The organism is Proteiniphilum saccharofermentans (assembly GCF_900095135.1).
Lineage (GTDB): Bacteria > Bacteroidota > Bacteroidia > Bacteroidales > Dysgonomonadaceae > Proteiniphilum > Proteiniphilum saccharofermentans.
In genome coordinates this window covers 2,713,557-2,737,066 of the sequence record NZ_LT605205.1, presented here as the reverse complement: position 1 = coordinate 2,737,066, position 23,510 = coordinate 2,713,557, and the positions used below count along the sequence as shown (strand labels likewise).

Genomic DNA, 23,510 nt, shown 5'->3' with positions numbered 1-23,510 from the left:
TAATTAGTAATTGGCAATTATCTGTCTTTATTGCGCGAAGCACACTATCATTCGTACTATTGCAAGTGGCTGGAAAATTATCGTTCTACAGAAAACTGCCATTTCCCTGAACCAATGTTTTCAATGACTGAAAAATTTCCGTCCCTTCTATATTTTACCGGTTGACCATTCAGATGTACGGTCTGGCTTCTGGAATAGAAAGGAAGATGTATATCTGCGGTTGTGTTGACGGGAATATCCACTTCAAGGCGGAACGATTGTCCGGGATCATTGTTAAAACTCACCGTTACATCACCGCGGATAGTCGGATGCTTGATTTCAGCCGATTCCAGCAAATCCGGCTGCGGCTTGATCCGTATCTTCCGGAAACCCGGTTCCAATGGTTCTATTCCCATCAGTTTCCGTGGGATCAGGTTGGCAGGTGCAGCGCCCCAGGCATGGTTCCAGTCCTGATTGGGTTTGTATTTGTTGTCCCATGCTTCGAGTGTGATTGTGGAGCCTACCCGGATCATGTTGTACCAACTCCTTTCGCCGGTGGAAGTCAGCAGCTGTAGTCCGTATCCGGCATCATGGGCATCGTAGATGGCGTCCAGAAGGAACTGTGAACCGTATACACTACAAGCCATTCCACGGGAACGGATAAACTCCAACACACTGTTGATCCGGTTTTCAGGGACTAATCCGAAAGCGAGTGGAAACATATTGGCATGGAGGGATGCATGGTCTGTACCAATGCCATCGATATAAACACCTCTTTTTTTATCGAAAAGATGTTTATTAAAAGATTGCTTTAGTTTAGTAGCCCGTTCGTTATAAAACTTCTGGTCATCTGTCTTACCTAATGTTTCCGCAATTTGCGCCATCAGTACAAGCGTTCTGTAATGGAAAGCATTGACAACCGTGTTGATATCGGTGAAGACAAACCCGTCGGTTTCTCCGCCCTCTTCCTTTTCCAATCCGAGAATGCCGGTGTGGGGCCAGTCGACAATATCCCGTATTTCCCCGTTGAAATGGACAGATTGAAGTACTTCCGGTGTTACTTTTCCTGTTCTGGTACTGATGAATCCATTTTCATCGGAGAGTGCTATCAGGGTTTTTGCCTGAAGATCTTCATAAAAATGTGCCAATGAAAGTTTATTGCCGGTGTACATATAATCTTCCCATGCTATGAGAACGGATTGCAGATGCCACTCGGTTGGCCAGGTCGGCTTCCGGATCAGGTATTCATGCGTGTAGCGTGCCATGCTATAATCACGTGCCACACCATAGTGTGATAGTTGGTTGATCAGTGCGTCTGCTTCATAAGGAATTCTTTCCCGATCCCCGTCGACATATATACCGAGAAAGGATGTGGCCTTTATTGAGTATTTGCTGATATCCCAAACCTGGTTGAGTATCGTGTCGGAACTGTGGAAGTGAGAGTCGAAATCGTTGAACGGATAAAAAGCCGTCTCCCGTATCAGGTCTTTTTCCTCTAGCGGATGTTTATAATTTTCTATTTCGCAGTAGCGGAATGGGGTCACTTCTCCGATATATTCCGGCATCAGTACAGCCTGTGGCCCGGTATTTCTTTTATCGGGACGAATGGCGACCACATAGGTTTTCCAACCTTTATCGAGCCCAATCTTATATTGGGAGTAACGGATTGATGCTCCCGGGGAGCGGTTAACCTCTCCGTTTTTTTCCGTTTCTCCCAAATGGATGGTTATGCTATCGGTTCCGGTATCTGAATACAGGTTTACTCTAATCCTACCGAAAGATGCTTTACCAAAATCGGCAAAATAGCGCATCTCGTCAATCCGGTTTATTTTTATGGGGTGTTCGTCTTGTTTTTGTATCGGATACCGATCCGTAGCATAATCGGTTAGATTTTCCGCTGTCTTAAAAGCCGAGATTTGGGAGAACCCCGATTCTTTACCATGGCGATCCCACGTTTTTACTTTCCAGTAATAGACCTTTCCCGGTTCAAGTTGTTTTCCTCCATAAAGAACATTGGCCGAACAATTCCCTTCCACTTTTCCGGAATCCCACAGATCAGCAGAATCTTTCAACAGAAAATCCCTCTCTGATGCGACTAATAACCGATAGGCTGTTTGCAGGGTGTTTTTTTCCCGGGAAGGTACTATCCATCCGAAAAATGGTTTGCGGGTACTTATTTCAGTAAACTGGAAATTCTCTCTTTGAGAAACCACTTTATCTATCGGTGTTGTTACAGGATAGCCGTTTATATATACCTGCTCGGTCTGTGATAACAGATTCACTGTTAATTCGTATGGAACGGATTGCTCCTGTGCGTTGGCAGTAATGGACAAGAATAAATATAAGATCGTGGGTAATATTATTTTTCTGATATGCATGAATGACTGAAATTAGTTGCTGTTTTGTTTTATACGTCCTGAATTTCTGTATTCCATAGGGGTAACCCCGACTCTCTTTTTAAAGAAGGATAAAAAGTACTCATAGGAACTGAAATTCAATTCGTAGGAAATCTCCTTTATAGAATAATTGGTTTCAGCCAATAACTCCTTGGCCTTTCTTAATTTTAATTCCTGAAAATACTGTGCCGGGGCATAACCGGTGTACTCCTTAAATGCTTTCCTGAATAAAGAGTAGCTGATCCCCAGGTTGGTAGCAATCCCTTTGATATCGATATTTTTATGGATATTTTCAATCATGATAACTTTTGCCCGTTCAATTTTCTGAGCGGATTCTTTAGACTCGAAGTTCCTGTTTTGTGCCAGCGATAAAATCGTACCCAGGATATTAAATGCAATTCCTGCCAGATTCTGCTGTGCAGCCGTTTTATCTTCTTTAGCCACTTTAATGGCTGTAGAAAACAGGTTTACGAGATCTTCGTTCACCCCTACACTGAGAATCTGATTCTCCGGAGATATGAACCCGTTTGCTACGATATCATCAATGATCTTTCCTTCAAAGCCGATGTAATATTCATTCCATCCTATTTCTTTGAGTGGGCAGTAGGTATGCCATTGGCCGGGAAAAAGAAAAATAACCTGTCCTTTGGTAATATTTGTCCTTTTTGTGGAATCGGAAGAAAAAATTCCTTTTCCTTTACTGATATAAACGATTTGATATTCCGATAAAATACGTCCGTTATTTGGGGTGAAGTAGTAACTTTTGGGATGTTCTGTGGACGGGTACACCGTATTAGGTGCTATGGGCTGAAAACCAACAGTGTTGACCGTTAACCCGAATTTTTTATCTTTTTCGTTTACTAACAGGTATTTAAAATCGATTCCTAAGTCGTTAAATCTCATGTTTTGTCTGTTTAGATTTGCAAATTCATTTTCATTGAAAATGGTCGTTGTCTGTATCGTCGATTTACATATATAAACCGAATTTTATTGCTCCCTGTTGAGACTTTCAATAGAAGTCAGCGATTTTCGCTTTGCTTCAATTCCCGCCGCACCATCAACTTATTGCGGCATATTGCAAATATTGTCAGGTCAGTACATGATTCATAGAACTGATAGGATTAAAACAGATTGGGTATTACCAAAGAAAATATCAAAACTGCCATCCCGATAACCAGGAAAATGACGGCCTTTTTTCCTGCACCTTTCCACTCTTTGAGGATAATGCCCCATACGTTGCTGAAAACCACGTTTAGAGACATCAGTATGCTCCATGAAAAAGCCATCATCACACTGCCGGGTTCAAAAAAACTTTGTCCCATACCCAACCCGAAAAATTGAGAATACCAGAGAAGCCCTGCCAGTGCACAAAACAGAAGATTATTTACCAAAACGGCTTTTGAGGAGCGTTTTATTTCACTGCTCGTTTTATTTTTCCGGTTCATATAGAGACAATAAACGAGATTGGTGACAAATCCGCCAAGGGTGACCAATAGTGTGACCGGATTCTGTGCAAACAACTCCTTTGCTCCGGCAGCAATGGCCGCTTCTTTTACCGGTATCCCGGCGCTTAATCCCAGACTGAAACAGGCACTCATTACACCTGCAAACAACGCGATAAGAAGTCCCTTTTTCAGGGCAAAATCTTTGATCGCTTTTTTCCTCTCCTCTTCGGACATATTTTTTGAACGGAGGCTACCGGCATACCCTACTAATGCAATGCCTGCCAGTGTAACGGCAACAGCCACCAACAAAACCAATCCTTTCGGAGAAAAAAGATCCGTACCGGTAAGCATTGCGGGGATAAGTGTCCCGAAAGCAGCACAGGTTCCCAGCGCCACTGATTGTCCGAGTGCGATACCCAGAAAACGCATACTCAATCCGAAAGTCAATCCCCCGACTCCCCAAAGTACCCCGTATCCAATAGCTTTCCATGAGGCAGCTGCATTGGTAGTATATATTGCGATCAATTCCGATGGCGTACTGGCCATGAATGCCCCCAGAAGAGGAAAGAGCAGCCATGCGAAAATTCCCTGCATCAGCCAGAAGTTTTCCCATGACCACTCTTTTATCTTATTGATGGGGACGTATGAGCTTGATTGGCCCATACTTCCCACAGCAATAATAATTAAACCCAGAATTGTATTCATTGTTTAGACTCGTTTAGAGGTTACCTGATCTTCATACTCCTGAACATCCTGTATATAAGCATCGCCCACAGGTACGTTCTGCTGCTGGCAATAGTAATTATATACCGCGTTCCAGGGCATTGATTTCAATTCTTCCAGATAAGCCAGCCGTTGGAAATTTTTATCCTGCAGTTCAAATTCCCTTAATTGTCGGGTCGGCTCGAGCAGCGCTTGCAACATCGCTTTCTGTGTAGCGCGGATTCCCACTATATAAGCTCCCAGGCGATTGATAGATGCATCAAAATAATCGAGCCCGACATGTACACGATCGGCATGACCGGAACGAACAATCTCCTGAGTTAAAGCCAATAACTCGTCGCTTAAGATCACTACGTGATCACTATCCCAACGTTCCGGACGACTTACATGCAGATTAAGTTCAGGAACAAAAAGGAGCATCGAAGAGATTTTATCGGCTATTGATTCGGTCGGATGGAAGTGCCCGGCATCCAGTGTCAGCATCATATTGTTTTTTACCGCATAACCCATATAAAATTCATGCGATCCCACTACATAACTTTCGCTTCCGATACCAAACAATTTACATTCCACACAATCTTTCAGGTAATCTGTACTGATCTTTTCGGTGAAAACATCGTCGAGTGCCTCTTTCATCAGTTGTCTGTGGGCAAAGCGTGAAACGGTTTTGTCCTTTTCTCCGTCGGGAAACCAGATATTGTGAATACAGGGATCGCCTTGCTGCCGTCCGATTTCAGCTGCGATACGACGACAACGGCGCAGGTGCTCTTTCCAGAACTCCCTGATCTCAGGATCAAAATGAGAGATCATATATCCGCTCTCACCTTTGGGATGCGAGAAAAGAGTACAGTTGAAATCGAGTTTTACGCCGACTTTCTTCGCCCAGTCGATCCATGATTGAAAATGTTTTGGTTCGATCTGATCACGATCGACGAATTCACCGCCAAAATCGCCATAGATGGCATGCAAGCTTATCCTGTGTGTTCCGGGGATCAGCGTGAGCACTTTCTCGAAATCACTCCGTAGTTCCTCTATGGTCCTGGCTTTTCCGGGATAGTTACCGGTAGCCTGGATGCCACCTGTCAACTCTCCGTCAGGATTTTCAAATCCCGACACATCGTCTGCCTGCCAGCAGTGAATGGATATAGAGAGATTGTTCAGTTTCTCAATAGCCTGGTCAACATCCACTCCCAGCGATGCGTATTGTGCCTTTGCATCTTCATACGCTCTTTTAAGTTGTTCTTCCTTCATACGTTTAAATTTAGATTCAAGATTTAAGAATCAAGAATCAAGACTTTTTTAATTAAAAATTAAAAGTGAAAAATTAAAAACTAATTCTCAACTTTTTTTTCATTATCACATTATCACATTATCACATCGATTATGCTATATATTCCTGTAAACATTCAGGTAATCACTGTAGTGACTCTCCCATAGGGGAGTATCTTCTGGCTCGAACGTATCGGGTTCAATGGAGTTTCTTACGATTTGACGGATTTCTTGTTTGTCATTGACTATACCGGCAGCTTTTGCCTGTAATAAAATATTTCCCATTGCCGTAGCTTCTGACGGGCCCGCAACGACCGGCTTACCGATAGCGTTGGCCGTAAAGGTATTGAGTAATTTGTTTTGGGATCCCCCGCCGATAATATGCAGGATATGGATAGGGAATGTAGCAAGTTGTTGAAGATCAGCCAATACCTGCTTGTATCGAAAAGCAAGACTTTCGTAAATACAACGGGCTAATTCTCCCATTGTTTGAGGGATATATTGATTTGTTTCTTTACAATAAGACTGAATAGCCGTAGTCATGGATCCCGGGGCAGCAAAGCATGGTGAATCGGGATTGATAAAACATTTGAAAGGAACTGACTGTTTTGCAGCGGCTACGATATCTTCATAAGTAACCGGTTGATTATTTTCCCATTCTTTTTTGCATTGTTCAATCAGCCACATTCCACAGATATTTTTCAGCAGACGGATAGATCCGTCGGCACCTCCTTCGTTGGTGAAGTTAAGTCGAAAAGTTTCGTCATTGATTACAGGCGTTTCCGATTCGATGCCCATTAATGACCATGTTCCCGAACTCAGATATGCGAAGTTTTCATCTTTCGCAGGCGTAGCCAAAACGGCCGAAGCCGTGTCGTGACCTGCAACGGCTATGACGGATAGATTCTGTATGCCGGTCAGGCGCTGTACAGATGGGGATATATTGCCTATCTTATGTCCCGGATATACCAGCATTCCGAAGTGATTGCCATCCAGTTGCAGTGCTTGAAGAAGCGAACTGTCGAAATTTTGTGTATAAGCATCGAGCATTTGTGAAGTGGAGGAAATGGTGTATTCTGTCACCGCCGTCCCCGTCAGCAGATAGGATAGAGCATCCGGCATAAACAGTATCTTGTTGATGACAGGATAGATCGATGAATTTTCATGCAGGAGAGTGTCAAGTTGGAAAAGAGTGTTAAAGTTCATGATCTGAATTCCCGTTTTTCGATATACCTCTTCTTTCGGAATTTTGGAGAAAAAACGCTCCGGTGCATCGAATGTCCGGGAATCCCTGTAACTGTAAGGCATACGCAATGGTTCCCGATCCTTTCCGAAACAGACAAAGTCTACCCCCCATGTATCAATACCCAGGGATGTGACGTGCAGCCTGTGAGATTTGACTTCCCGTAGTGATGTTATAATCTGATTATACAAATAGAAGAGATCCCAATATAAACGATTGTTCACTTCGATTATAGGATTAGGGAAACGACTGATTTCCTTTAACTCCAGTTGATCATTTTGTATAGTTCCCAGCATTGCCCTTCCGCTGCTGGCGCCCAAATCGATTGCTAAGAATGACATTAAATTATCTACACTCATGATGAGGTTAAATTCAATTTTTTTTAAGATTGTCTGCAAACTTACAGGATAAATTGAATATATGCAATGAAATAAATGATTTTATGACTGTGTTTTTTGATAATGATTTGGATCTTTTTGGTGACAGGTTTATTTTGGGGAATTATTGTAGTTTTTTTGCATCCTCGGTTATAAAGTATAAAATAAATAAAAAATAATAAAATCGGCGTTTTCTGAAAAAGAATTATATTATGTTTGCAAAGGAAAGTTATTTTATATAGATTTAGTCAACCGGTTTAGCAAATATGAAACGAGTATCCATGCAAGATATAGCAGACAAGTTGGGACTTTCTAAAGGAACAGTCTCTCTTGTATTGAGCGGTAAGGCTAAAGGCAGTCGTGTGAGTGAGGAGACGTGCAGGAAGGTTAAACAAATGGCTGCTGAGATGAACTATCAGCCGAATGAAATTGCCCGTAGCCTCAGTACAGGAAAGAGCATGTCTATTGGAGTTGTTATTACGGATATCTCAAATGAATTTTTTGGAAACCTTACCTTCCATATACAGGAACAGGCGAAGAAATACGGCTATACGGTGATTACTTCAAACACAAACGAAAGCCCGGAGGAGTTTTACGATGCGGTTACCACATTATTGAACAAGCAGGTGGACGGTATTATACTAGTTCCGGTAGATGAAGGGCAGGAAGTCCTCCTTAAAATCATGAAAAGAAATCTTCCAGTGGTGCAGGTAGATCGTTATTATCCGGATATTAAGGCCAACTACATCATTATTGATAATTATAAAGTATCCCGTGATGTAATTGAAGTTTTGATCAGAAAAGGTTTGCAAAGGATTGCAGTTGTTTGTTATGATATTAATCTGAATGCATTGACAGACAGGCGGCAGGGCTACATCGATGCACTGGACCGTCATGGTTTATTAGACCCTGCATTGATAAAGAATATCAATTATGAGAACCAGGAAGAAGAGATAAAAAGAGCCATTATCGACCTGAAAAATAATCCCGACAAAGTTGATGCAATATTTTTTTGTTCCAGGAGGGTATTTATTACCGGGGTAAAATATATGCACAGGGAAGGCATAAAGATCCCCGAAGAGATGGAAGTGGTGTGTTTTGACGAAATCGATTCTTTTTCTATCACCAATATGCCTATTACCTACATTAAGCAACCTATAAGGAAAATGGGGGAAAAAGCAGTGGATATTCTTATGGAACAGATGAGCGGAATAGACGAAATAAAAGAGTGCGTCTTCGAAGCCGAGATTGAATATTCAATCTGATTGAATTTTACTGATTTATTGATAGGAGAATTTTTATAATAAATAAGTTAACCGGTTTAGCAATGTGAGGGATCAGATATCTTACAGTTCTCTCTTACTTATTAGGTCGGTCGGAGCTTTAGGCATGTTATTATTTACGGTATGAGGATTGTAAGAAAAGAGAAATAAGTGTCAATTGTCTAATATTAAAAATTAAAAAAGGATGAAACGTAGCGAGATCAATCGGATTATTTCGGACGCAAAAGCATTTATGGGAGAATGGAAGTTTTCATTGCCTCCATGGGCGTATTGGAGCCTGTCAGACTGGGGAAAAAATAAAAAGAGTGCTGCTGAAGTGATGGAGAATATGCTTGGTTGGGATATCACTGATTTTGGTTCCGGAGATTTTTATAAAAGAGGATTATTCTTATTCACTTTACGTAATGGCAAACTCAATGTGGATAGAAAACCTTATGCCGAGAAAATAATGATTGTTGGGGAAAATCAGGAGACCCCCATGCATTATCATTGGTATAAGATGGAAGATATTATTAACAGGGGCGGAGGCAATTTAGTCATTGAATTATTCAACTCTACCCCTGATAATGGGTTTGACGTGACCGATGTACGATGCAAGAAAGATGGTGTGAGTGTGGTTGTTCCGGCAGGCGGTAAGGTAATACTGGCCCCGGGCGAGAGTATTACGTTGGAACAAGGTGTGTACCATCGTTTTTACGGAGAAGAAGGGAGAGGTAAGGTCCTGGTGGGTGAAGTCAGTATGGTAAATGATGATTCTACAGACAACTGCTTCTACGAGTCGGTAGGGCGATTCCCGTCTGTAGAAGAAGATGTGGAACCGTTACATCTGTTGGTATCTGATTATAAAAAATTTCTGGGCTGATGGTGAAAAAACACTTTAAAATATCCGGAGTAGGATGTGCTTTGGTAGATTATTTGTTTACCCCTGTAAACTTCAGTGGAGAGACTTTCAGCCGTTATATATCCGTGAGACCGGGCGATGGAGGATTATCTCCCGGAAAGCTTGTTTTCAGAGACGAGTTTGAAGCATTCTCCGGTAGAGATTATATGGAAGTGAGGGAGCTGCTCACAGCGGGCAACTCTCCGCTAACATTGAATATCGGAGGACCATCCATTGTTTCGTTGATTCATGCCGCTCAGATGCTGGACGGTACTGTGGCGGAAGTTTACTTTTACGGTAGTAAAGGGCGCGACAAAGATGCGCTGTTTATTGATGAACGATTACAGAAAACACCATTGAAGACTGGAAAATACAAGGTGTCCGATCAATATACAGCCTTTACCGACGTACTTTCGGATCCCGGTTATGACCAGGGGTTGGGAGAACGTATCTTTATCAACAATATCGGAGCCGCATGGGATCTTTACCCTGAAGATATGGATGAAGCGTTCTTCGAAAGTGACATGGTCATTTTCGGAGGGACTGCTCTAGTCCCTCATATTCACCGGTCGCTCTTGGAATTACTTAAAAAAGCCAAAGCTAAAAAATCTGTTACCGTAGTCAATACTGTTTACGATTTTCTCAACGAAAGGAGTAACCCAGGAAAAGCCTGGCCGTTAGGATCTACTGTGGAGACCTATCGTTATATCGATTTGTTGATTGCAGATATGGAGGAAGCCCTACGATTGAGCGGACAAGCAACTATTGCAGAAGCCCTCTCTTTCTTCAAAAGAACAGGTGTAGGTGCAGTGATTGTTACACATGGAGCAAACCCGCTTTACTATTTCTGTAACAGTAAATTGTTCGGCAGGGCAGAGGGTTGCAAGCTGGTTTCAGAAAGGGTGAGAAATGAGATTGTCCTTTATCCTGAACGGGTAGGTGATACCACAGGATGCGGAGACAATTTTGCGGGGGGAGCAATTGCTTCTATTGCCGAGCAAATGATGGATCCTCATAAAGAAAGGGTAAATATAGATGAAGTGATTGCGTGGGCTACGGTATCGGGCGGATATGCCTGTTTCTATCATGGAGGAACATTTTATGAAGAATATCCGGGACAGAAACGGGAACTAATAGAACCTTATTACAGGGATTATCAACTTCAGAAGACAAATCGACCGTTCATACCAGACTACAGATAAACTCAATGAATGAGAGAAAAATTGTTATTTTTGGAGCCGGGAAGATTGGGCGCTCTTTTATAGGGCAGGTATTCAATTTGTCAGGGTATGAAGTCGTTTTTGTGGATATCAATAAGCAATTGGTCGATCTGATAAATCAACAGAAACAATACCGGATAGTCATCAAAAACGGAGAAGAGGATGAGTTGCTGATCATTCGTAATATAAAAGGTATATACCTTGATGAAGAGGAACAACTTATGTCCGAGTTGAATAATACAAAAATTATGTCCCTTTCCGTGGGACAACAGGGAGTAGGCACAGTGATTCCTCTGCTGGCCAGGTTATTAGTTGTCCGACGGGAAAAATATGGAGATGTACCCCTGGATATAATTATAGCAGAGAATATAAGAAACGCGGATAGGCTTATCCGGAAAGAATTGGAAAAACAGTTGCCGCCGGATTATCCATTGGAAAAATTGGTGGGATTAGTGGAAACGAGCATTGGAAAGATGGTGCCTATCATGACACAAAAGGATATCGAGGAGGATCCGTTACAGGTATTTGCCGAATCTTATAACTCTTTGATCGTTGCAAAAAACGGATTTAAAAACCCAATTCCCGATATTCCTTTTCTGGCGCCCAAAGAGAATATCAAAGCCTGGGTCGACCGCAAACTTTTTATCCACAATTTAGGGCATGCTGCGACGGCTTATCTTGGGTTTAAAAAATATCCGGATGCCGTTTATATCTGTGAAGTACTCGAAGATCAAGAACTTCTTGATACCGTGAGGCAAACAATGCTGCAATCTGCTGAAATCCTACGGTCATTATATCCGGAAGAGTTTACCCTGACCCAGCTGAAAGAACATATAGATGACCTGATATGTCGATTCAGAAATAAAAGTTTAAAAGATACCCTGTTTCGTGTGGGGTGTGACCTGTACCGGAAACTGGGCCCGGAAGACCGATTGGCTGCTCCTGTCCATGCTGCTGTCCGGCTGGGAAAACCTTATCACCTGATCCTGAATGCAATTATCGCAGGAATATCTTTCAGGGCTAAAGATGAAAACGGTAATTACTTCCCTTCGGACAGATTGTTCTTTGAGGAGGCAGTAAGAGGTCCCCGGTATATATTGGAGAATGTGTGTAAGATAAGGTGGGAAAGTGGGAAGGTGGGAAGGAAAAACTAAATGATCCCGACAAGTCGGAATAACTTGTCCCGATTTTTCGGGAAGTAGTGTTGATTAATGTACTAATTAATAAAGAAGTTAAGAAGTCAAGAAGATGGCGTAGGTTTAATGTATTAATAATCAGTAAATTATTTAGTTTGAAAAATCTTGAATCTTGAATTTTAAATTTCTATAGTCTTGGTTCTAAAATTTAATTGAAATGAAGAAAATAATTTTATTCGTAGTCCTGTTTGGAATAATATTGAATAGTTGCGGGAAGATGACAACCACTTCCAGCCGGAAAAAAGAGCCGGTCGATTACGTGAATAACCGTATCGGCAATATCAGTATTCTTTTGGTTCCCACATTCCCGGTGACGCACCTGCCTAACAGTATGTTGCGTATGATCCCTGCTCATAGGGAATTTGTCACCGACCGTATGGAAGGATTGCCGCTGAATGTACCTTCGCACCGTCAGGGTGATGTGTTGTACCTGATGCCCTACTGCGGCGAACCGGATGGGCTGACGCCCAACCTGAATTATCGTTACGACCATGAAGAGTCCACACCCTATCACTATTCGGTATATCTGGACGATCATGGCATCACGGCCCGTTTTGCACCGGCTGCCCGTGGAGCGGTATTCGCCCTGACTTTTGAGGAAGAGGCTCCCCGATATGTTATGCTACGTACGGTCGGAAACGGAGAATTACATGCCCAGGGTAATACTATGCACGGATATGAAATGTATCATGGAACAAAGCACTATTTTTATCTTGAGTTCGACCAGGAGCCTGTGGAGACAGGCAACCGGGATACGGAAAGCCGGAAAGCCTGTTATGCCGCATTCGATAAGAACGTGAAAGAAGTGCGCATACGATACGGTATCTCATATATCAGCGAAGAACAGGCACGTCGGAATCTGGAAAAAGAGGTTCCCGGTTATGATATCGATGCACTGACAAAGGCTGCCCGTGCGCAATGGAACAGGACTTTGGGGAAAATAGAGGTGGAAGGTGCTACCGAAGACCAGAAAACAGTCTTTTATACCTCACTGTACCGCGCACACGAACGTATGATCAATATATCGGAAGACGGGAAGTATTACAATGGTTTCGATGGGAAAGTGCACGATGATGAAGGTATTCCGTTCTGGACAGACGATTGGATCTGGGATAATTATCTGGCGCTGCATCCGTTGCAAACGATCCTGAATCCAAGGGCGCAGGAAGAAAAGCTGGCTTCCTATATCCGGATGTATGAACATTCCGAAGAGAAATGGATGCCTACATTTCCCTGTGTATTCGGTGATGCACATTGTATGAACGGCAACCATGCCGCCGTGATGTTTGCCGACGCACTGGCCAAGGGTATTCAATTTGATGTGGAAAAGGCTTTCGAGGGGATGAAGACTACCGTGCTGACCGAAACTATGATCCCCTGGGCACGCGCTCCAAAAACGGAACTGGATGATTTCTATCACGAGTATGGATGGTTCCCTGCGCTTTATCCTGATGAAAAGGAGACCGTACCTGTTGTCAGTGATTTTGAAAAACGAAATGCAGTGGCAGTAACTCAGGCGGCTTCATATGATGACTGGAGCATTGCACAGATGGCAAAATCGCTGGAGAAAGAGGATGATTACCGGTTCTTCCTGAACCGTGCATTCAACTACCGCCATCTGTTCAATAAAGAAACGGGTTTCTTTCACCCGAAAGATAAGGAGGGTAAATTCATACAGCCATTCGATTATATATTTTCCGGAGGGATCGGTGCCAGGGCCTACTATGATGAAAACAATGCCTGGACATATATCTGGGATGTACACCACAATATTGCCGACCTGATTGACCTGTTCGGAGGCAATCAGCCTTTTATTGAAAAGTTGGATCAATTGTTTGTGGAGGATTTGAAATTACCCAAATGGCAGTATTATGCCATCCATCCCGATGCTACAGGGAATGTCGGCCAGTTTGTAATGGGAAACGAGCCCAGTTTTCATATTCCTTACCTCTATAATTATGCCGGTCAGCCATGGAAAACGCAGAAACGTATACGTATGCTGCTTGAAAGCTGGTTCCGTAACGACCTGATGGGTATCCCCGGTGATGAAGACGGCGGCGGTATGACCGCGTTTGTGGTCTTCTCGCAATTAGGGTTCTATCCGGTATCCCCCGGCATCCCGGTTTATACGATTGGCAGCCCTATCTTTACAAAATCGAGCATCAAACTGGATAATGGGAAGGTTTTCACTGTGAAGGCCGAAAATGCTTCGGGGAGTAATAAATATATACAATCGGCTACACTGAACGGTCAACCGTTGAATCGTACCTGGTTCATGCATGAGGACTTAGTCAATGGCGGTACATTGGAACTGATCATGGGAGATCGTCCGAATAAAGACTGGGGATTGGAATCACCTCCTCCATCGGCCGCAGACATGCAGGGGTTTTAAATATTGTTTAATGAGTGATAAATGAATTGTTTAAATGAAAAAACAATAGGTTATCTGGCTGCAGCGTTAGTTCTGCTCCCCGTTATTCTATGTATTCTGATTTCTTGTAAAGAACAGAATAGCGATGTTATCGGAGTGTATGATTTGAGATATACCCTCTCTTATGATTTGAATGATACACAGCAAGTCGGGAGTTTATGGGATGATATCCATGCTGTCGCCACTTTACAGGGAATTGTAAACAGAAAAGGTCCGCGCCTATTTATACATTATATTGTTACCCACGGTATAGATATAGACAGCTATTGGTGGGATAAATACCGGGAGCCCGGAAGATGGCTGCATGAAAAAGATACTGTGGTATATCAGGATATTATACAATTGATAGAGGCATATAGAAAAGATATCAATGGTGTCGTGTTATATGATTCATCCATTGCATCGACCAGTAACGTGGCTTCAGCTGTGGCGGGAATTGAAAATCTGATAGCTGTTCGTTATGATACTGATCCTAACAGCCTGTATTCACGTATAGTACTCAATGGGCCTAAACTGAAAGTGATAGCAAGGCTGATCAAAGAAAACGGTACACCCCTTTTTACAGGCACCGGCATTATACCCGGGACGGATCGGATGTCGACCGGATCCTTAAAAAATGATCCTTATATATGGTTTATCGAGAATTATATGAAGACTAACCGCTGTTCAGGTGAGTTTGGTGCTTATTATATCGACCAGAAATGGCGGGAAAAACCAACGGCTACGGTGGTAAACCATCATACCCTTACCAATCATGATTTCTTCGTGAGTAAGAAAGCTTTTTTCTTCGATTTATCTCCCTGGGGTGATGAGCCGGCCACTGATGATGAAACGCAGGTAACGGGTACCGACCTGAATACGCTGAAAGAGTTCTTGAGTGAGGCCTACAGGATCAATAAGGGTGAAAAGATGTGCTATATAGGTGGTTTCCCGTCATGGGCTTTTAAATATACGCAGCACGCGGGGGGAATACATGAAGATGTAGCCACCGAATGGGAATTTTCTAAATTGATCGGAGCCTATAATGCGTTTAAGGATGCCGATGCCATTGGGTACGGAGCCTTGGCAAATGCTTCCTTCTGGACTCATTTCCCGTTGAAGGAAAGATATCCTCAACGAAGAGTGTCCCTGGAAGAGTTGAAACAAAGAGGATATTTAGATGAAGATGGAAAGGTCGATTTCAAGGGAAGGAACTTTTTTATATTTTATGTGGGAGATTATGATGCCTCTTCATGGGTGGTTCAACGTACGCCCTCCATTTGGGATGACGAAAACAGGGGGAAAGTGCCTATGATGTGGGCGATTAGCCCGGTGCTGGAAAACAGGGTGCCGATGGCGCTGGATTATTACCGGGAAAGTGCGACACACAATGACTATTTTGTAGCTGCCGACAACGGCGCGGGTTATCTTATGCCGGGAATGTTACAGGAACCTAGAGAATCTGGTTTTAAATCGGGATTAGATAGCTGGGCAAATCATTGTAAACCTTACTACGAGCGCTGGGATTTAACAATCACCGGTTTTATCATCGACGGAACCGCCCCGGGTCTTTCTAAGGAAGGACTTGATTGTTATGCCTCATTCAGTCCTGACGGCATTGTACCGCAAAAAGTGCCTTTGACTCTGTTACATGGCGATATGCCTGTATTACGATCTGATTATGATATTATTGCCGATGATCCCAAAATTGCTGTCCAGCATATGTTAGACAGGGTAAGAGTAAGACCGGTACCTTTTCATTGGTTCAGGAATATTCTTAAGACACCTACCTGGTATGTTGAATTTATGGATGAACTGCATTCGGCAGACCCTGATATTGAACTGCTGGATGCTCCGACATTTTTTGAGTTGTACCGGATCTGGCTCCGTCAGAATCCGGCTGCAGCCACCGGCAAAATAGAAATGGAATAATTATTTATCTGATGAATTTTGTTTTTAAAATAAAGTATTGTATCAAAAAGAATATATGAAAGATCAATTATTGAATCGACAGCGAAAGCAAATTCTGTATATTTGCCGATGCTTTCTGTGTGGCTCAATTAAATGTAATGAATAGAATGATCTTTAAATATCCGAAAATATTGTCTATTAATTTAATGGCATTTATCTTTGGATTCTACCATAGATAATGATATCTTTGTGTCAGCATAGTTCAGCACAGTTGACGGTAGTCAAAATTATGTATATTTGTAGAATATAAGATACGCCTCGGATAAGCTTCAAGCAAGCTTGACTTATCCCTCGGCTTTCATTATATTTGCATACTTAAATCATGCGTAAATGGCAGTTGTAGTAATCATGCCCAAACAGGGGCAATCAGTGGAAAGTTGTATCATTACCGAACTGAAAAAGAAAAAAGGTGATACCGTGCAAAAAGGAGATATACTATTTTCTTATGAGACGGATAAGGCTTCGTTTGAAGAAGAAGCCCCTGCGGGGGGAGTCGTACTCGAATGTTTTTACAGCGAAGGCGATGAAGTGCCCGTATTGGAAAATATGATGGTGATCGGAGAACCTGGAGAAGATATTTCTTCATTGTTGGTCGGGCGTGAATCGCCGGCTGAGGGGAATAAAGGCGTGTCTATGGAATCCCGACCTGCAGACTCTTTAACAAGTGAAAAACAAGAACAAAAAGAGAGTTCTACCCCCTTTACCGTACAATCGGGAAGGAGTCCTGTTTCCCCGCGTGCCAGAAAATTGGCAGAGAAAAACGCTGTGGATACTTCCGGCCTTTCAGGGAGCGGTCCTAAGGGACGTATTATAGAAAAGGATATACAGGCGGTCTTGCATGATCGACCGAAGATGACACCGCTGGCAAAAAAACTGGCTGCGGAACAAGGTATGCTGCCGCAGTCGTCCGGAACGGGGCTTGCAGGTACGGCCCGGGCTTCCGATCTGTCCGTTCCTGTGAACAGTGTTTACGGAAAGGATTACGAAGAACGGAAGATATCCAATATGCGCAAGATCATCGCCCGTTCTATGCACGCTTCCCTGCAAAATTCGGCGCAGTTAACCCACCATTTGGGTGCGGATGCCAGAAGAATATTAGTGCTTAGAAAAAAAGCAAAAGCAATGCTTGAAGAGGGAAGCCTTGACATCAATATCACATTGAACGATATGGTCTGCTTCTCAGTCATCAGGGCGCTGAAGAAGTTTCCCAATGTAAATACCCATTTTCTGGGTGACAGTATCCGCTATTTTAGTAAAATACATCTTGGATTGGCGGTAGACACCGAAAGAGGATTGATGGTGCCGGTCATACGTAATGCTGATGATCTGTCCATTACCGGTTTGGCCCGACAGTTCAAGGAAATTGCTGCTGCTTGCAGGAACGGAAGCGTGAATCCCGATATACTTTCTCCGGAAGCGGGTTCGTTTACCGTTTCGAACCTGGGAAATTATGGCGTGGAGATGTTCACGCCGGTCATTAACCTGCCTCAATCGGCTATCCTGGGTGTGAATACCATCGTACCGCGTCCAAAAGATATTGGAGACGATGTATATGCTTTTGTTCCTTTTATCGGACTGAGTCTTACTTACGATCATCGTTCATTAGACGGAGGAGAAGCTACACGCTTCCTGAAGCAGATTGCCATAGAAATAGAAAATCTGGAATTTGAAATATAAGAACCAAGAGCCAAGATTCAAGACAAAAGATACAAAGTTTTAATGAATTGTTGGGTGCTTGGTTGTTATATATGGTAAATGGTTTTAGAAATGTTTTAAATAATAAATTATGCCGGTAACCGGTCTGAATATAGCCTTTATAATCCTGGCTCTTGATTCCTGGTTCTTGGCTCTAAAGAAAATATTATGTACGATTTACTGATTATCGGTGGAGGCCCTGCCGGGTATGTTGCGGCGGAACGGGCCGGACATAAAGGATTGAATGTGATACTGTTTGAGAAAAAAGCGATGGGTGGGGTATGTCTGAATGAAGGTTGTATTCCCACCAAAACACTGCTTTATAGTGCCAAGACTTATGAAAACGCTTTGCACGGGGATCTCTATGGTGTTTTTGGAGATAATATCCGTTTTGATTACGGAAAAATGGTCTCCCGTAAAAAGAAAGTGGTACGTAAACTTGTACTTGGTGTGGAAAGCAAGATGAAAGCCAATAAAGTGACGGTAATAAAGGGAGAAGCCGTTATCAACGGACGCTCATCGGAGGGGATTGAGATAACCAGTAATGGTGAAAAATATATTGGAAAGAATCTTCTTGTCTGTACAGGATCGGAGGCATCTGTACCACCAATACCCGGACTGCAGGAAGCAGGGGAGGTTATTGTTACCAATCGTGAGATACTGGAATTAACCGAACGGCCGGAATCGCTTGTCGTCATTGGCGGAGGGGTGATCGGTATGGAGTTTGCCAGTTTCTACAATAGTCTGGGTACAAATGTTACTGTTGTAGAAATGCTTCCCGAAATTCTTGGAGGACTCGACTTTGAAATATCGGCCATGCTCCGTGGGATATATACCAAGAAGGGTATTACATTCCATCTCAACGCGAGAGTGACACAGGTCGACGGAAACAAGGTCATTTTTGAGAAAGAGGGAAAAACCGACACCATAGAAGGTGAAAAGATACTGTTGAGTGTCGGCCGTCGCCCCGTTACGCAAGGATTCGGCCTGGAAAACCTGGGTGTGGAGTTAGTACGAGGTGGCATCAAGGTGGATGAAAAGATGCGCACCAATGTTCCCGGTGTGTATGCAGCAGGAGATGTGACCGGCTTCTCATTGCTGGCCCATACGGCAAGTCGTGAGGGTGAGGTAGTGGTCAATAACCTTACCGGTAGAAGCGATATCATGCGTTATAATGCTATTCCGGGCGTGGTTTATACTAATCCGGAAGTGGCCGGAGTAGGAGAGACCGAAGAGTCGGCCAAGGCAAAAAATATTGCCTATAAGGTAGCCAAGTTGCCCATGGCCTATGCCGGACGTTTTGTCGCTGAAAACGAGGGAGGAAGCGGACTGTGCAAAGTGCTGGTCGGTGAAAAGCATGGCGAGGTGATCGGCGTACACATGCTGGGTAATCCCGTCAGCGAAATCATTTACGGAGCCTGTATCGCTATTGAACAGGAAATGACGCTGAAAGAGATGCAAGAAGTGGTCTTTCCGCATCCTACCGTGAGTGAGATTATTAAAGAAACCGTCTTTTTATAGTGGAAAGGAGTATTAGAACTTACAACTTACAACTTGGAACTTAGAATTAAGAACTAAAACTTCTAAATTTTCTCTTTTCTATACTTCTTGACTTCTGAGTGTAGTATAATCTTCAAATCAATAAATTAGCAAATTAATAAATCAAGATAAAATGCCCAAAGTTCAACTTATAGATCCGACCGAAGCACGCAAACCCGGCTTTGTGGAGTTTCAACCGATACCTGTCAACCAGTACCAGAAAACGGTACAAGATGAAAAAGAGAATTTTACCACAGAGGAATTCAAGGCGATTTACCATGATATGGTATTGATCCGTGAATTTGAAACCATGTTGAATCTGATCAAGACGCAGGGAGAATACAACGGTACTCCCTATAATCATCCCGGTCCCGCTCACTTGTCTATCGGACAGGAATCGTCGGCAGTGGGTATGGCCTGGACGCTGACGGTGGACGATTTTATTTTCGGGAGCCACCGTTCACATGGCGAAATCCTGGCCAAAGGAATGTCAGCCATCCATCAACTGGATGACCATCAGCTCATGGATATCATGGAGAATTTTTTTGATGGTGTGATCTATGAGATCGTGAGAAAAGATTTTGAAGGATCGGTCAAAGAACTGGCAAAAAGATTTCTGGTATATGGTACATTGGCCGAGATCTTTGCCCGGAAGACCGGTTTCAATAAGGGGTTAGGAGGATCAATGCATGCCTTCTTCACTCCGTTCGGTGTCTATCCCAACAACGCCATCGTGGGTGGGTCGGGAGATATAGCTGTCGGTGCCGCATTGTACAAGAAAGTGAACCGTAAGCCCGGACTGGTTGTGGCCAATATCGGCGATGCTTCCATGGCGTGCGGCCCGGTATGGGAAGGTATCACCTTTGCCGCGATGGATCAGTTTAAGCAACTCTGGGAAGGTGACATGAAGGGTGGTCTTCCTGTGATCATCAATATAATGAATAACCAATACGGTATGGGTGGCCAGACCTGTGGTGAGACGATGGGTTATGGTATCGCTGCCCGTATCGGGGCCGGAGTGAATCCGGAGCAGATGCATGCGGAACGGGTGGACGGCTATAATCCGTTGGCGGTAATAGATGCCTATAAACGTAAACGTGAAATAATTGAAGAAAAGAGAGGCCCGGTATTACTGGATGTCCTCACTTACCGTTACAGTGGACACTCTCCTTCCGATGCGTCATCGTACCGTTCCAAAGAGGAGGTGGAGGCATGGGAATCGCAGGACTGTATCCGCAGCTATGGTGAACAGTTACTGGAAGCGGGAGTAGCTACACAGGCCGACCTCGACTCGATTTCCGACAATATACGCGCATTGGTTAATGAAATGTTCTTGAAAGCGATTGATGATGAGATTTCCCCAAAGATGGAAAATCCTGAGGTGATCGGTGATATGATGTTTTCCAATGGATCAGTGGATAGTTTTTCCGACGCCAAACCTGAAGTATTGATCCCGCTGGAAGAAAACCCAAGGGTAAAAAAGATTGCAAACAAGGAACGTTTTGCTTTCGATGCCGAAGGCAAGCCTTTCAGTAAGATGAAGCAGTTCCATTTGCGCGATGGCCTCTTTGAGGCGATTATCGATCGTTTCTATAAAGATGCTTCCTTGATCGCTTACGGTGAGGAGAATCGTGATTGGGGTGGTGCGTTTGCTGTTTATGGCGGATTGACCGAGTCATTGCCTTATCACCGTCTTTTCAATTCTCCTATCGCGGAAGCCTCCATCGTTGGTACGGCTATCGGTTATGCCATGTGTGGCGGACGGGTGATTCCGGAGATCATGTATTGCGACTTTATCGGCCGTGCAGGTGATGAGATCTTCAATCAGTTGCCCAAATGGCAGGCAATGAGCGGTAATGTACTCAAGATGCCGATGGTTGTTCGTGTATCGGTGGGATCTAAATATGGTGCGCAGCACTCGCAGGACTGGACGTCGCTTGTAGCCCATATCCCGGGCTTGAAAGTGTGCTTCCCCGTGACGCCTTATGATGCCAAGGGATTGATGAATGCCGCATTGCAGGGTACCGATCCTGTGATTTTCTTTGAAAGCCAACGTATATACGATATAGGTGAGCAGTTCCATGAAGGAGGTGTTCCTGCCGGTTACTACGAAATACCTATTGGCGAACCGGATGTGAAGAAAGAGGGTAGGGATATTACGTTCCTGACCATTGGCTATACCCTCTATCCGGCTTTAGAAGCCGCGAAGGAACTGGAAGACAAATACGGTATGAGCGCAGAAGTGATAGATGCCCGCTCGTTGGTACCATTTAACTATGAAAAAGTATTGGAATCGGTGAAGAAGACCGGAAAAATTATTGTTGCCGGAGACGCTACCGCACGTGGTTCATTCCTCAATGATCTCGCAGCCAATATCAGTCAGCTTGCGTTCGACTATCTCGATGCCCCCGTCTGTGTGTTAGGTTCACGCAACTGGATCACTCCCGCATTTGAACTTGAAGAGTCTTTCTTCCCCCAGCCAAGCTGGTTCCTGGATATGATCAACGAGCGAATCCTGCCCTTGAGGGATTATATTCCGGTACAGAATTTTACGGATGCGGAATTTATCAGAAGGGCGAAAAAAGGAGTCTGAGTTGATACCGACAAGTCGGGACAAGTAGTGATGATTTGTTGATGTGATGTTGTAATGATTTACTGATTTGAAGATGGTGAAAGTAAACGTGCATATGCATACGCCTTACTCGTTCAGTGCGTTTTCCGATGTGGATGACGCGCTGGACAGGGCAGTTGCCGAGGAGGTAAAAGTGGTAGGGATAAACGATTTCTACACTACGGAAGGATATCCGGAATGGGCCGATGGTTGTCATAAGCGGCAGTTATACCCGCTTTTCGGTATCGAATTTATCAGCCTGAATGAGGAGGACCAAAAAGCGGGACTACGCGTGAACGATCCTGCAAATCCGGGGCGTACCTATCTGAGCGGAAAAGGATTGTCACATCCTTTCCGATTGGAGGAACCCTACGCAACCATATTATCTGACGTACGGGATGAAGCCAATCGACAGGTCGAGGCGATGTGTGGAAAACTGAATGAATTGCTTCGACGCAAAAACTGTGATTTTGAGCTTGACCTCAAACAGATAACTGATGAGTTGACAAAAGGACAAGTGCGTGAACGCCATCTGGCAAAAGCATTGCGCATAAGTGTCTATGATGCTTGTGACAATGATGAAACTCGCATAAAGGAATTGTTGGAGTTGCTCTTCGACGGAAAGACGCTGAAGTCATCAGTAGATAACCATGCTGCAGTGGAGAACGAGATACGTGGTAACCTGCTGAAAGCGGGTGGGGCTGCCTTCGTACCGGAAGAGGCTACTGCTTTCCTCCCGATGGAAACTGTCCAGAAAATTATCATTGCTGCCGGAGGTATCCCTACTTATCCCTTCCTGGCGGATGATGCGAATGGAAATTATACCGATTTTGAGAATGACTTGGAGCGGGTGGCAAAACAACTTGCCGAAAGAGGATTCCATTCAGTGGAATTTATCACAACGCGCAATGATGTCAGGCTTTTGGAAAAATATGCCGATTATCTCTATGAGCAAGGTTTTGTGGTGACTTTCGGCAGTGAGCATAATACCCCTGCTATGGAACCAATTGAACTATTCACCCGGGGAGGAGCGCCTTTGACCGAAAGGCTTATGGAAATTAACTACAAAGGTGCATGTGTCATCGCTGCCCACCAACACTTGGTGAAGCAGGGATTGAACGGATACATAGACGAGGATGGTAATGCCGATCGATCTAAGCGGCATGAATTGGAAGTTTTAGGAGAGCGACTCATTGCAAGCAGCGGGTCTCCACAAAATATCTAGAGGTCTCTGCTTTAGTGTCAATCATCATAAGATTAGCGAAACAGGATA

15 protein-coding genes are annotated in these 23,510 nt (G+C 43.8%); 10 read left to right on the top strand and 5 right to left on the bottom strand.

Annotated features, from left to right (window positions below):
• Positions 1-77: 77 nt before the first annotated feature.
• The 5 genes from PSM36_RS10775 to rhaB all read right to left on the bottom strand — a co-directional run bounded on the left by PSM36_RS10775 (position 78) and on the right by rhaB (position 7,396).
• Positions 78-2,357: an alpha-L-rhamnosidase-related protein gene (locus PSM36_RS10775; RefSeq protein WP_076930899.1), complete on the bottom strand. Its 2,280-nt coding sequence runs from the start codon at positions 2,355-2,357 to the stop codon at positions 78-80.
• 12 nt (positions 2,358-2,369) lie between these two features.
• Positions 2,370-3,278: an AraC family transcriptional regulator gene (locus PSM36_RS10770; protein WP_019540941.1), complete on the bottom strand. Its 909-nt coding sequence runs from the start codon at positions 3,276-3,278 to the stop codon at positions 2,370-2,372.
• A gap of 218 nt (positions 3,279-3,496) precedes the next feature.
• The gene (rhaT, locus tag PSM36_RS10765; RefSeq protein WP_076930898.1) at positions 3,497-4,525 is read right to left on the bottom strand and encodes an L-rhamnose/proton symporter RhaT; all 1,029 of its coding nucleotides are present in this window, start codon (positions 4,523-4,525) and stop codon (positions 3,497-3,499) included.
• 3 nt (positions 4,526-4,528) lie between these two features.
• The gene (locus PSM36_RS10760) at positions 4,529-5,794 is read right to left on the bottom strand and encodes an L-rhamnose isomerase (RefSeq protein ID WP_076930897.1); all 1,266 of its coding nucleotides are present in this window, start codon (positions 5,792-5,794) and stop codon (positions 4,529-4,531) included.
• Between the two features lie 135 nt (positions 5,795-5,929).
• A complete protein-coding gene (gene rhaB / locus PSM36_RS10755; RefSeq protein WP_076932199.1) occupies positions 5,930-7,396 on the bottom strand; it encodes a rhamnulokinase in 1,467 nt (488 codons plus the stop codon).
• Between the two features lie 317 nt (positions 7,397-7,713).
• Between rhaB and PSM36_RS10750 the strand changes: the two genes are divergently transcribed.
• The 10 genes from PSM36_RS10750 to PSM36_RS10705 all read left to right on the top strand — a co-directional run bounded on the left by PSM36_RS10750 (position 7,714) and on the right by PSM36_RS10705 (position 23,462).
• On the top strand, positions 7,714-8,697 hold the full coding sequence (locus PSM36_RS10750) for a LacI family DNA-binding transcriptional regulator (RefSeq protein WP_019540937.1): 984 nt from the start codon (positions 7,714-7,716) through the stop codon (positions 8,695-8,697).
• Positions 8,698-8,899: 202 nt separating this feature from the next.
• Entirely contained in the window at positions 8,900-9,577 is a 678-nt protein-coding gene (locus PSM36_RS10745) for a D-lyxose/D-mannose family sugar isomerase (RefSeq protein WP_076930896.1), read from the top strand.
• Positions 9,577-10,797 (top strand): carbohydrate kinase family protein, encoded by a 1,221-nt coding sequence (locus PSM36_RS10740; protein WP_076930895.1) that lies wholly within the window; start codon positions 9,577-9,579, stop codon positions 10,795-10,797. Before PSM36_RS10745 ends, PSM36_RS10740 begins: the two co-directional genes overlap by 1 nt.
• Positions 10,798-10,802: 5 nt before the next feature.
• Positions 10,803-11,969 (top strand): mannitol dehydrogenase family protein, encoded by a 1,167-nt coding sequence (locus PSM36_RS10735; protein WP_076930894.1) that lies wholly within the window; start codon positions 10,803-10,805, stop codon positions 11,967-11,969.
• 199 nt (positions 11,970-12,168) lie between these two features.
• On the top strand, positions 12,169-14,403 hold the full coding sequence (locus PSM36_RS10730; protein WP_076930893.1) for a GH92 family glycosyl hydrolase: 2,235 nt from the start codon (positions 12,169-12,171) through the stop codon (positions 14,401-14,403).
• Positions 14,404-14,424: 21 nt separating this feature from the next.
• On the top strand, positions 14,425-16,353 hold the full coding sequence (locus PSM36_RS10725; protein WP_076930892.1) for a GxGYxYP domain-containing protein: 1,929 nt from the start codon (positions 14,425-14,427) through the stop codon (positions 16,351-16,353).
• A gap of 369 nt (positions 16,354-16,722) precedes the next feature.
• Positions 16,723-18,069: a dihydrolipoamide acetyltransferase family protein gene (locus PSM36_RS10720; protein WP_076930891.1), complete on the top strand. Its 1,347-nt coding sequence runs from the start codon at positions 16,723-16,725 to the stop codon at positions 18,067-18,069.
• Between the two features lie 186 nt (positions 18,070-18,255).
• The gene (gene lpdA / locus PSM36_RS10715; protein WP_076930890.1) at positions 18,256-19,608 is read left to right on the top strand and encodes a dihydrolipoyl dehydrogenase; all 1,353 of its coding nucleotides are present in this window, start codon (positions 18,256-18,258) and stop codon (positions 19,606-19,608) included.
• Positions 19,609-19,759: 151 nt separating this feature from the next.
• Positions 19,760-22,219 carry an alpha-ketoacid dehydrogenase subunit alpha/beta gene (locus tag PSM36_RS10710; protein WP_076930889.1) on the top strand — a complete coding sequence of 820 codons (2,460 nt, stop codon included), beginning with the start codon at positions 19,760-19,762 and terminating at the stop codon, positions 22,217-22,219.
• Between the two features lie 73 nt (positions 22,220-22,292).
• Positions 22,293-23,462 carry a PHP domain-containing protein gene (locus PSM36_RS10705; protein ID WP_076930888.1) on the top strand — a complete coding sequence of 390 codons (1,170 nt, stop codon included), beginning with the start codon at positions 22,293-22,295 and terminating at the stop codon, positions 23,460-23,462.
• Positions 23,463-23,510 lie beyond the last annotated feature (48 nt).

Bases quoted from the DNA above. Each gene is read 5' to 3' on its own strand.
- PSM36_RS10725 (WP_076930892.1), top strand. From the start codon at position 14,425: ATGAATTGTTTAAATGAAAAAACAATAGGTTATCTGGCTGCAGCGTTA.
- PSM36_RS10710 (WP_076930889.1), top strand. From the start codon at position 19,760: ATGCCCAAAGTTCAACTTATAGATCCGACCGAAGCACGCAAACCCGGC.
- PSM36_RS10775 (WP_076930899.1), bottom strand. From the start codon at position 2,357: ATGCATATCAGAAAAATAATATTACCCACGATCTTATATTTATTCTTG.
- PSM36_RS10745 (WP_076930896.1), top strand. From the start codon at position 8,900: ATGAAACGTAGCGAGATCAATCGGATTATTTCGGACGCAAAAGCATTT.
- rhaB (WP_076932199.1), bottom strand. From the start codon at position 7,396: ATGTCATTCTTAGCAATCGATTTGGGCGCCAGCAGCGGAAGGGCAATG.
- PSM36_RS10720 (WP_076930891.1), top strand. From the start codon at position 16,723: ATGGCAGTTGTAGTAATCATGCCCAAACAGGGGCAATCAGTGGAAAGT.
- rhaT (WP_076930898.1), bottom strand. From the start codon at position 4,525: ATGAATACAATTCTGGGTTTAATTATTATTGCTGTGGGAAGTATGGGC.
- PSM36_RS10760 (WP_076930897.1), bottom strand. From the start codon at position 5,794: ATGAAGGAAGAACAACTTAAAAGAGCGTATGAAGATGCAAAGGCACAA.
- PSM36_RS10770 (WP_019540941.1), bottom strand. From the start codon at position 3,278: ATGAGATTTAACGACTTAGGAATCGATTTTAAATACCTGTTAGTAAAC.
- PSM36_RS10705 (WP_076930888.1), top strand. From the start codon at position 22,293: ATGGTGAAAGTAAACGTGCATATGCATACGCCTTACTCGTTCAGTGCG.
- PSM36_RS10750 (WP_019540937.1), top strand. From the start codon at position 7,714: ATGCAAGATATAGCAGACAAGTTGGGACTTTCTAAAGGAACAGTCTCT.
- PSM36_RS10735 (WP_076930894.1), top strand. From the start codon at position 10,803: ATGAATGAGAGAAAAATTGTTATTTTTGGAGCCGGGAAGATTGGGCGC.
- lpdA (WP_076930890.1), top strand. From the start codon at position 18,256: ATGTACGATTTACTGATTATCGGTGGAGGCCCTGCCGGGTATGTTGCG.
- PSM36_RS10730 (WP_076930893.1), top strand. From the start codon at position 12,169: ATGAAGAAAATAATTTTATTCGTAGTCCTGTTTGGAATAATATTGAAT.
- PSM36_RS10740 (WP_076930895.1), top strand. From the start codon at position 9,577: ATGGTGAAAAAACACTTTAAAATATCCGGAGTAGGATGTGCTTTGGTA.